General features: G+C 35.0%; 9 protein-coding genes. 8 read left to right on the top strand and 1 reads right to left on the bottom strand.

Translation table 11 applies throughout. The features are described from left to right. Positions 1–527 precede the first annotated feature (527 nt). The 7 genes from rfaD to ED622_RS07700 all read left to right on the top strand — a co-directional run bounded on the left by rfaD (position 528) and on the right by ED622_RS07700 (position 8,546). Positions 528–1,469 carry an ADP-glyceromanno-heptose 6-epimerase gene (gene rfaD, locus ED622_RS07670; protein WP_122033316.1) on the top strand — a complete coding sequence of 314 codons (942 nt, stop codon included), beginning with the start codon at positions 528–530 and terminating at the stop codon, positions 1,467–1,469. 135 nt (positions 1,470–1,604) lie between these two features. Beyond that, positions 1,605–2,627, top strand: coding sequence for a lipopolysaccharide heptosyltransferase II (gene waaF / locus ED622_RS07675; RefSeq protein ID WP_122033317.1), 1,023 nt, complete (start codon positions 1,605–1,607; stop codon positions 2,625–2,627). An 8-nt stretch (positions 2,628–2,635) separates the two neighbouring features. Then, positions 2,636–3,976 carry an O-antigen ligase gene (locus ED622_RS07680; protein WP_122033318.1) on the top strand — a complete coding sequence of 447 codons (1,341 nt, stop codon included), beginning with the start codon at positions 2,636–2,638 and terminating at the stop codon, positions 3,974–3,976. A 6-nt stretch (positions 3,977–3,982) separates the two neighbouring features. Further along, entirely contained in the window at positions 3,983–4,807 is an 825-nt protein-coding gene (locus tag ED622_RS07685; RefSeq protein ID WP_122033319.1) for a glycosyl transferase, read from the top strand. 21 nt (positions 4,808–4,828) lie between these two features. Beyond that, positions 4,829–5,998 (top strand): glycosyltransferase, encoded by a 1,170-nt coding sequence (locus tag ED622_RS07690; protein ID WP_122033320.1) that lies wholly within the window; start codon positions 4,829–4,831, stop codon positions 5,996–5,998. Further along, positions 5,995–7,263 carry a lipid IV(A) 3-deoxy-D-manno-octulosonic acid transferase gene (gene waaA, locus ED622_RS07695; RefSeq protein ID WP_162922484.1) on the top strand — a complete coding sequence of 423 codons (1,269 nt, stop codon included), beginning with the start codon at positions 5,995–5,997 and terminating at the stop codon, positions 7,261–7,263. Before ED622_RS07690 ends, waaA begins: the two co-directional genes overlap by 4 nt. 11 nt (positions 7,264–7,274) lie before the next feature. Then, on the top strand, positions 7,275–8,546 hold the full coding sequence (locus tag ED622_RS07700; RefSeq protein ID WP_122033321.1) for a PIG-L family deacetylase: 1,272 nt from the start codon (positions 7,275–7,277) through the stop codon (positions 8,544–8,546). A gap of 50 nt (positions 8,547–8,596) precedes the next feature. Here the strand turns inward: ED622_RS07700 and ED622_RS07705 are convergent, their stop codons facing one another. Continuing rightward, entirely contained in the window at positions 8,597–10,447 is a 1,851-nt protein-coding gene (locus ED622_RS07705) for a DUF3413 domain-containing protein (protein ID WP_122033322.1), read from the bottom strand. Between the two features lie 246 nt (positions 10,448–10,693). Between ED622_RS07705 and ED622_RS07710 the strand changes: the two genes are divergently transcribed. After that, positions 10,694–11,509 (top strand): glycosyltransferase family 9 protein, encoded by an 816-nt coding sequence (locus ED622_RS07710; RefSeq protein WP_122033323.1) that lies wholly within the window; start codon positions 10,694–10,696, stop codon positions 11,507–11,509. The last annotated feature ends 10 nt before the right edge of the window (positions 11,510–11,519 follow it).

Consider the following 11,519-nt stretch of genomic DNA (forward strand, 5'->3'; position numbering starts at 1 on the left):
TTTTAGAATTCAGGGTTCAGATCGGTCGCAAGCTCCCTTGCAGGATTCAGAGGTGAGCGTTGTTATTACAGCATCAAAGAATATTCTCCCCCTTTATCGCTGTATGTATGAAAGTGATCAAATCAATACAAGGGGGAGTTAGAGGGGGTTGCAATCTTCATTTCTAAATATTCCCTCAACAATAGAAGAAAAAGAAAACATTCAAATAAAGAACTGAAGTAATTGCGAGTATATTCAAAGTTATCCATTAGCAACCCCTCCTAACCTCCCCTTCTATTAACATCACCAATCCCAATGATTTATCACCCAAGGGGAGGAACTATTCTTTGTCGTTGTAGCTTCAGCGATCACCTCTGAACTCTGCAAGCGAAGCGATCTGAATTCTGCTCTTTCGCCCTTCCTGAAACCTCGATTTTTACTCTTTCTCCCCCCTAGAGCAAAGCGTCCTCGATTCTCGTCCCTGCTTTTCCTCGCCTTTCTTCTCTGCTACAATCGAATCAATTATCTAAATAAATCGTGGTATCAAAATGATCATTGTAACTGGCGGCGCTGGCATGATTGGCAGCAACATTGTTAAGTCTTTAAACGACAACGGCTTTAACAATATCTTAGTGGTTGATAACCTAAAAGATGGCAAGAAATTCAAGAACCTAGTTGATCTTGATATCACTGATTACATGGATAAAGAAGACTTCATTACGCAAATTATGGCGGGTGATGACTTTGGTACAATTGATGCTATTTTCCACGAAGGTGCGTGCTCTGCTACCACTGAGTGGGATGGTAAATACATCATGATGAACAACTATGAATACTCTAAAGAAGTGCTTCATTTTTGTATCGAGCGTGAAATTCCATTCTTATACGCTTCATCTGCTGCAACGTACGGTGATACTGATACTTTCGTTGAAGAGCGTGAGTATGAAGGTGCATTAAACGTGTACGGTTATTCTAAACAGCAGTTTGATAACTACGTGCGTCGCCTATGGGCTGATGCTGAAGCACACGGTGAAACCGTTTCTCAAATTACTGGTTTCCGTTACTTCAATGTGTATGGTCCTCGTGAGCAGCATAAAGGCTCGATGGCTTCTGTTGCTTTTCATTTAAATAACCAAATGAACTCAGGTGAAGATCCTAAACTGTTTGAGCGCAGTGATGAGTTTAAACGTGATTTCGTTTATGTTGGTGATGTAGCTGCGGTTAACCTTTGGTTCTTAGAAAATGGCGTATCAGGTATTTATAACTGTGGTACTGGCCGTGCTGAACCGTTCCGCGCTGTTGCTGATGCTGTGATTAAACATCATGGTAAAGGCGAAGTTCAAAGCATCCCTTTTCCTGAGCATTTAAAAGGCGCATATCAGGAGTTTACCCAAGCGGATTTAACGAAGCTTCGCGCTGCAGGTTGTGATGTTGAGTTTAAGTCGGTTGCTGATGGTGTTGCTGAGTATATGGCGATTATTAATAAATAAGGCTGGAGCAGAGTTCAGATCGCTTCGCTTGCAGAATTCAGATATTATTGCTGTGATTAATTAACTCACAACATACTCCTCTGAACCCTTTAAGGGAGCCTGCGACCGATCTGAATTATTGATCATTGGTATTACATGAAAATTTTAATTATTGGCCCTTCATGGGTTGGTGATATGGTGATGTCTCAATCACTATATATCACGCTTAAACAACAACATCCTGAGGCGATTATTGATGTGATGGCTCCTGCATGGTGTAAGCCTATTCTAGAGCGCATGCCTGAAGTTAATCAAGCGATTGAAATGCCGCTTGGTCATGGTGATATTGATCTACTTGGTCGCCGTCGCTTAGGAAAGCAACTTAAAACCAATAATTATACTCATGCGTATATCTGCCCAAACTCTGCAAAATCGGCACTGATCCCTTGGTTTGCAGATATTCCAAAACGTATCGGTTGGAAAGGCGAGATGCGTTATGGCCTATTAAACGATTTACGTCCAAACAAGAAATCATTTCAATATATGGTTGAACGCTATGTCGCATTGGCTCACCCAAGAGCTGAGATGATTGATTCAAACTCGTTAGGTGGGCTGGAAAATCTGCCACGCCCTAAACTTGCTATTGATACTGATGTTCAACAAGCAACTCTTACAAAGTTTTCTCTATCTATGGAAAAACCTGTACTTGGCTTATGTCCTGGGGCTGAGTTTGGTCCAGCAAAACAGTGGCCTGTTGAGCATTATGCAACGGTTGCTAATGAAATGATTAATCAAGGCCATCAAGTATGGTTATTTGGTTCTGCTAAAGATAAAGAAACCACAGAAACTATTAAATCCTTAGTTGAGTTAGACAATCAAACATCTGTATTTAATCTTGCGGGTGATACAAGTCTAATTGAAGCGGTTGATCTGCTTGCAGCTTGTAAAACGGTTGTGAGTAATGACTCTGGTTTAATGCACGTTGCTGCAGCCGTTGGTTGCCATGTAGTTGGTGTATATGGTTCAACCTCACCAAAATACACACCGCCATTGGCTGAAAAAGTCGATATTGTGTGTACCGATATTGAATGTCGTCCCTGCTTTCAGCGCGAATGCCCTCTTGGGCATTTGAAGTGTTTGAAACAATTGAAACCCATAAAAATTCTTAATATTTTGTAGTGAATTATATGTTTATATTAAAAAATATGTTTGAGTCAAAAACCTACAGTAACATAATGCTTTTATCAGTTTTTATGTATACTTTTTCCGTTGTTCCATTTCCAACGATAAGTGATATATTTAGAGCTGTATTTATAATCGGTTCTTTAGGGATATTTTATTTCCATAGAGATAGAATTTACAAAGAACCAATGGTCATACTTTTATTTCTAATCATATTAGTTCAAGTGCTAAGTTGGTTGAATAGCTTAATATATATACCTGAACTTTCTAATTCATCACCCAAAATAGACAGATTAGGTAAATTATTTCTATTTATATTTATGGCCTACTGGTTAAAAGGGTCAATTAAGAATGTTTATATACTATGGGGATGCTATATTATAGGATTTTTAATGGGCTGTATTGTTCACTCTGACTTTATAAAAGAATTTAGTTCTGGGCTGCAAGGAAACCGGATTGATTTCAACATTAAAAACGCTCAATATACGTCAATGTTTTCAGGATTAAGTTTTATATTTTGTTTTTTCCATTTAATATTACTTTCATTTACGAAAAATTTAGCTAGTAATATAAAAATAAGAATCATTGGTTCGATAACTCTATTTATTTTAAGTGTTTTATTTTTTACCATGATTGTAATAAGCCAATCTCGCATGGTATGGCTCGCAATTTTAATAACTATTACTCTTCTTCCTCTTCTATTTTCCATTTGCAGTGAAAAAATAAAATTAAAACATACCCTATTTGGGTATGTAGTAATATTCATTCTTATGTTTTTTATAATAAAAGAGATTGCACCTATGATTGAAAAACGTAGTGGCCAAGGTGATATGCAGTCTATCTATAAAATAATTGATCTTGATACTGATAATATCCCTATGAGTAGTGTGGGAATTCGACTCAACTCCTGGATTGAATCAATACCTTGGTTCAACTCGCATCCAATCCTTGGTTTGGATTCTAACACCCCAGGATTAATAATTTCACAGTCAAAGCTATTCAGTGAACGCATTAATGAAAATTACGGTATAATCAAGGGACTACGCCACCTTCATAATTTCCATATTGAAATGCTTGTATCATATGGCATTATAGGATTATTACTAATTTATGCCCTTTATATAAATTTACCTCGTTCATTATTATCTATAAGAGAGCAACTACCAAATGCTAACTTATGGATATTCTTATCTCTTTGTTGCATAACCTATTGGTTAACAATAAATGCATTTGAATCATTTAACTCTAGAAATTATGGCGTTTACTCACATAATGTTTTCTTTGCTGGCCTTTATACTTTTTATCTGGCGATAAAACTCGATTTAAAAGATAAGAGTGTGGAGTAATTTATTATGGCATCCTCAATTCTTGTTGTCTTATATAATTGTTCTTTAGAGAAATCTGAAACAATAAAATCACTAGCGCTAACAGACGTTAATATACTTGGAACGACATTAATCTTATATAACAATGGTCCAATAAAAATAAATGACAGCTTAGTAAGCACTTTAAGTAATAAAGGGTATAAATGTTCCATAATTCAAGACACCACTAACAAACCTTTAAGTTACATTTATAACCAGTTTGTAAAAGATAATCCAAATGACCACTACATTATACTGGATCATGATTCTAAATTGAGTAATGAATATATTGATACAATTATGAACAACAATATCAAAGGAGTTGGTCTTCCTATAGTTAAATCTGCTAATAAAGTATGTAGCCCGAATAAATTTCCAAAAAAAACTTCAACTAGTTTTGGTCGAAGAGATAAGATTGTAGCTATAGGTAGTGGATTAATCATTTCTCACTCTTTCTCTGAGCTTATAATTCAAAAATACGGTAATTTATTTGATGAACATTATGCACTCTATGGTGTAGATACTTCGTTTTTCTTAAGAATTAGAAAACTGAAAGCAATAAATCAACTCAGTATTATTCCAGGGTTTGATCACTCACTGTCTCGTGATGAAAATGAATCAAAAAGCAAACAACAATTTAGAAAAATTGAAATGGGCTATCATACAGCCCTTACATTACGGCATTACCCTAGTTTTTCATCATTGAAACGCTTCAGAAAAGTGTTAATAGAAAGCTTTTCAAGCAAAAACAAAGAGCTAACTAGCGTTCTTTTAAACACTTTATTCACTGGTAAACACCCTCGTTGTAATTAATTTAAATATTTAGGAAAAACCATGCGAATTGCCGTTGTTGTTAATTGCTTAAAAATTGGAGGAATGGAACGCGTTGCTGTTAATTTAGCGGATGCTTTCTACAACGATGGTCATTCTACTGAATTAATTTATTTAAAAAACCGAAAAAAAGAAGTCAACCCAAGAAATAAAGATTTACCCGTTCATCTGTTTAATTTAAAAAAAGCTGTTTTATCAACGGGAATTGGGGTTGTATGGTTTTTTATTTGCAAAATTTTAAATATAGTTTTTAAAAAAACATTCCCTCTTTGGTTTGCTTTTGCTGAGTCTTATTTTTTTAAAAAGAAACTTAACCAATTAGAGAAAAAAAATGGGCTCCCATTTGATTTGATTATCTTTAGGGGGCAAGGTACGTTTGAACATTTATGGAACTTGCATGATCCTCGGTATGTTTATGTTTGTGAAAGTGTGCAAACTAAATATAGATATGGAAAATTATCTAAATATATCTTCTCAAAATTTTTTAATAATAGAAAAGTTATTTGTGTTTCTGATGGTGCATATGAGAGCTTTTTTGATTTAGTAACCACTCATTCAATTGAACCCAAAAAACACCTGATGATTTCAAATCCAAATGATTTTCAACAAATTGAATTAGAGTCCCATACACCAAAACAACTTCATCATAATCCATACATTTTAGGTTTAGGTAGATTAGTTCCCAATAAAAATTTCTCCTTACTTATTGAAGCTTATGATTATGCAGTTAGTCGTTATAATATTGAAGAAGACCTCTTAATTGTAGGAGGCGGTAAAGACTTAGATTCGATACAGAAAAAAATTGTCAATCTTAATCTTACAGAGCGTGTTTATTTAAAAGGCCAACAATCCAACCCTTTCCCTTGGTATAAACAAGCAGAATTATTTGTCCTAAGTTCTAAATCAGAAGGCTTAGGTATGGTGTTGATTGAAGCTTTAGCTTGTAAGACAAAAGTTGTATCTACAGACTGCAAAGGGGGAGTTAGACAAATTATGAACGGAGATTTAACTCATTTTCTAGCACAGGAAACTCCGGAGTCTCTTGGTGGAAAGATATACTTAGCTTTAAATACCGAATGGAACGAGTCATTTGATTCTTCTATAAAAAAGACACTGAATGATTTTGATGCTAAAACGATTATCAATAAATATATAAATGAGTTTTCAGCATGATGCTTCGCTTTTTTTACACTATTTTGCTCTTTTTACTGTCTCCTATTTTACTCTACTCTTTGTATAAAAAAAAAGATGGTAAGCCCCCATTTCATCTGCGTTGGAAAGAGCATTTTGGTTTTTCTCCTCCCTTAAAATCCAAAGAAAGGCCGATTTGGATTCATGCAGTCTCGGTTGGTGAAGCCATTGCTGCAGCACCTATTATTAATGCATTAAAGAAACAGAACCCTGCACAACCGATCCTTGTAACAACGACTACTAGTACTGGTGCTGAACAAATCGAAAAACTAGGCAATTTGGTTGAGCATAGATATATGCCTATTGATTTTTGTTTTGCGGTTCGTCGCTTTTTAAAAACAACAAGACCTGAAAATATGCTGATCATGGAGACAGAGTTATGGCCAAATACTCTGCATACTGTTGCAAAGTTTGGTATTCCTATTTCAGTATTAAACGCTCGTCTTTCTAACAAGTCATTCTTAGGTTATAAAAAAATACAACCACTATTTAACCTACTAAGTAAGCACTTAACTCATATTTGTTGCCAATATCAAGATGACGCAGAACGATTCATTGCTCTTGGTGTAAATAATGAAAAAGTGCATGTTACTGGTTCTGTAAAGTTTGATATCGACATTACACAACAAATACGAAAATCAGGAATAGACCTACGTATACAACTTGGTGAAGAACGGCCTATATGGATTGCAGCAAGTACGCATAAAGGTGAAGATGAACAAATCTTAGCAGCTCACGCATCTTTAATAAATAACACTCCTAATGCGTTATTGATTTTAGTGCCTCGTCACCCTGAACGCTTCAATTCAGCATTTGAACTATGTCAAAATTTCAATTTTCGCACGATTAAACGTACGTCTAAACAAATAGTAACGGAAAATACTCAAGTTTATCTAGGTGATACGATGGGTGAGATGTTGACGTTAATTGGTGCTTCTGATATCTGTTTTATGGGGGGAAGCTTACTTGGTGATAAAGTAGGTGGTCATAATATATTAGAACCAGTAGCATTGGGAAAACCATCTTTGACTGGTCCAAGTTATTTTAATTTTCAAGAAATAACCCAACAACTTATCAATAATAATACTGTTACCATTTCTCATAATGCTACGGAGCTAACTGATAGCCTTATTTCCATTTTTCAGAATGAACAATATAGAAATTTTCTACGAAAAAATGCTTTAAGTTTTATGAAAAAAAATACAGGTGCTGTAATGAAAACACTGCAGCAAATTAATAAGATATAGGCGATGATGGTATGAAAGAAGTTAATTACGAATATCCATTAAAATCCACTTGGGAATGTTCAGTTATTATTTCAGATAGTGGTTTTGTGGAGTGCAAGAATCAAGATTCATCTATAATCGACAACCACTCGATTTTACTCCGTTTCAACTATACATCGTTAAGCAAAAAGAAGCCTGGAGTCATTTCAGTAAATAATCATGTGTTATCGACCAAACAATACTTTGAAGCTGGCCAGAAAGGTATTCGATATTTAAATATTACGGGAATAAAAAACTTAAAAGACATCTCAATCACATGCAAAAACTGTAAAATATCGTCTAATAGTCAATTACTTGGTTTTAAAAACCCTGATTTAACATCAGGGCCAATATTAATTATTGCCCCTCATGCTGATGACGCAGAGCTTTCTGCATATGGCTTATATAGTGATCACGCTTCTAATACTTGGATCGCCACGATTAATACCGGCTCTAATTTACAAGGATTAGAACGCCAATATATTCAAAACTTAGATACTGACATATCACTAGCTGAGAAACGTAAAGGTTATATTCGAAGCTGGAACGCAATGACAACGCCTCTACTAGCTAAAGTACCTATGCAACAATTGTTGTCATTAGGTTACTTTAACATTTCAAGCTCATCTGTACTAAATACCCCAAAAGACATTGTCGCACATTCTTCCATCTCTGATATATCACCAAATGATTTTCGTCAATGGAACCATGTGAAACTATCTAATGATACTCATAATATAAATAGTGGTGAGTCTCTAATTCAAGATCTTATTGAACTGATTGAGCATATTAAGCCTAGAACTATTTTGGTTACACATCCAGAAATTGACCCTCACGATGAGCATATTGCCTCTGCTATTGCCTTACATTTAGCTCTACAAAAAAGTACATTTATTCCTGAGAATATTCTATTTTATGTTAATCACCTACAAGGAATAAAACTATTCCCTTATGGCCCAGAACATTCTAGAACAGCACTTCCACCATGGTTTGGAAGTAGCTCATTACTAGGCGATAGCTCTTGTTATAGCCACGCATTGTCTTACTCAAAACAACAAGAAAAAGTCCTCGCTTTTGATACGATGCATGATTTACGATCGAAAGATAGGCTTGAGAAAAGACTTAAACGCTGGATTAATCAGAAAATCAAAAAAAATGGCTACCAATATTATGGTAACCATAGTTATTTTCAAACACACATCAAAGCTGATGAAGTTTTTATCACCATAAATGGAGATACTTTTAAAAACAAAACGTTTTATTAAAATCTTTCATAAAAGCCTTCTTAGTGAAGAAGGCTTCTTGTCAAAACTTTTTATTTATTAAATCGACTAATCTGCTCTAACGCTTCTTGAAGATGTTGATAATTTAACTGAGCATCTTTCATTGGTCGGTTTTTCTTATCAAGCAATTGATACTGGCCCGTTGCACCAACCTCTAAAATTGATTCTTTATCTATAATTGCATAACCACTGTAGTTAGATGACATGATCCAATTCCTATCTACATGCTTACCTAGCAAATCTTCACCTGCAGAATAATCTTTAATGTTATTAGTTATGCCTAAATAGTGTTTCATTAATGTTGGTGCTATATCTTGATGACTTGTTAAATCATCCGAACTCCAATCTAATGTTTTACTATTTACACCAGGAGCAATAATAACAAAAGGAACGTTTACTTGAGCATCAGTAAAGTTACTATTATGCCCCCAGAAATTCATGCGATTATCATTCATTTCCTGTCCATGATCCCCTGTGATGATCACGATAGTATTCTCCAAATCACCTGTTTCTTTTAATTTATCTAAAACTTGTTTTGCTACGCTATCAACAAAATGGACACTGGTTTTATAGCGATTAAAAAATAAGATTGGATCGGTATCATTATTCAATTCTAAATAATTGATGTTATCTAGCATTGGTTCATAACGATGTGCGTAGTCTTTAGGGAAATCATAACCATGCGGTGCATCATAGAATAAAAATGAAAATGCAGGTTTTGAAGTGTCACGCTTGCTGTACCACTCTAACCAATCTTTGGTTAAATCTTGATCTAGTTCTGACGGTGAATTACCTTCTGATTTGATACGTAAATTAGGGATATTTTTAAATACAGTCTGATTAAATTCAGGCTTCTCAAGTTGAGCTGCTGTAAATATTCCCATTTCATAATTTAATTCTTGAAGACGATCAATCAATACTGGTGATTTTTGGTTTGCTAGAAAACCATGCCAATACGTTCCAGGAATACCATAAAATAAGCCAAAGATACCAGTTCGTGTCGCATTACCTGTTGCTATATGATTATTAAAAATCATCCCATCTTGTGCGTATTTCCACATATTTGGGGTATTTTCAGCATTAAAGGTATCTGCACGCCATGAATCAATCGCTAAGATCATTATATTTATTGGTTTTTTAACAATTTCTTTTTGTAATGGCGCAAGTGGATAATTTAAATCACTCTTACGATTAAGTTTCATCGCTTTTTGTTGAGCAATGGCCTCCTCATTTACCCAGCCATATTTTTTCATCATGCTTGTTGATGTTGCAGGGTAAAACACAGGTAAATAGCGCTTAACAGTAGTTACTGGTTGATAAGCATTCGCCGCAGCCCAAATATGAATACCGTGTGTAGCTAACAGTGCAAAGAACGTAATAAGAGCAAATTTACGGCCTAATTTATGTTGTGTTATCGCCGCTGGTTTTTCTAGCCATGAAATCAATAAGTATTGACCAACAACAAGAGCGACCACCCCACCAATAACCGTTATCCATGTAATTAATGGAAAACTAACGACTTGCCCAGATAAAACTAATTCAAGCACAACCGCATTAATGTGGAACCGATATTGTGCAAACACTAACGTATCGATAAACAAGACAGCAATACCAAGCGAAGCTATGAATGCTTGAAGGCCATTTCTAATTTTACTATTTGAGATAGCGAGCGTAGGAGTTGCAACCAAGCCTATTAGTCCGGCAAGCAATACCATTTGACTAAAAGTACCTGATACTAAAAAACTTAGTCCCAGTGTGTCCGTTGGAATTTCTGGTAAAAAAGCAAAATAACGAGTTGCAATCGCCATTGCAATTAAGCTATTTATTAATATAAACCAGCCATGACTATGAAATTTTTGTTTAAAATTAGATATATTCTGCATAATTAACTCGGTATAAGCCTTATCACCTGTACTGTAAATATTGAAACCGTTATATAATCTCGCACAGATTTAATGTGTAAATAAAAAAGGGAAATAACAATGAAAATAGCGGTCTTTGTTCCGAGCAGACCACACTTTGGTAACATTCTAACTCAATTACCTTTTTTCTGCGCATTAAAAGCTGAATACCCGAATGCAAAAATTGAAGTATGATCAAAGTTCGAACAAAGCAAAGTATTACTTACTGTGGGTGCTATTGCTTCAATTATCAACTATAAAAAGTTTAGTTTTTTTCGTTTAGTTAATGAACTTAAAGCACATAAATATGATGCCGTATATAATTTGTATTCAGGATCAGATAAAGTGCATGCTGCTATAAAATTAAGTAGTATTAAACAATCATTTGGGCACAGTAGTAACACGTTACACAAGTGCTGCTATCTACACTATCTTCATATAAACAAAGGTTTTCAATACATAGCAAATAGCCACCTAAGCTTACTAAATACAGTTAGAGATAAGAATTACAAACCGAATATTATCAAATCTTTAGTTAATACCAACACCCCAAAAGAAGATATGGGACTAACCTTACTTCCTGGTGGTGGCGCTGGTGACTATAAACGATGGGCTCTAAAACATTATCTAGCTACTGCTGAACAAATTGCTACTCACTACACTAAACTATCCGTAATTAATTTGGTTCTTGGTCCAGACGAGAAACATTACGAAGAAAGCATTCCAAGTAAAATTGCGAATATTCCAACCAAAATTCATCATAGCCCTACGGTATCAAGCCTGATTGAACTAGCTTTGTCTTCTAAATTGTCTATTGCTAATGACTGCGGACCGACTCATATCTTTCAGATGTTAACCGTACCTCTAATTACACTATGGGGGTGGAAAAACCCAGAGGCTTCCCCATACAATACAATGAATGAGTGGTTTTATTCACATGAAAACTCTTGGGCTATTGCACCAAATGAAGAAGATAAATGTATTAATTCAATTACTGTCGATAAGGTTAGCGCATTAGCTCTAGCACAACTTAATCGACAATAAAGAACTGACT

Source organism: Aliivibrio sp. EL58 (assembly GCF_900312675.1).
In the GTDB taxonomy this organism is placed as follows: Bacteria; Pseudomonadota; Gammaproteobacteria; order Enterobacterales; family Vibrionaceae; genus Aliivibrio.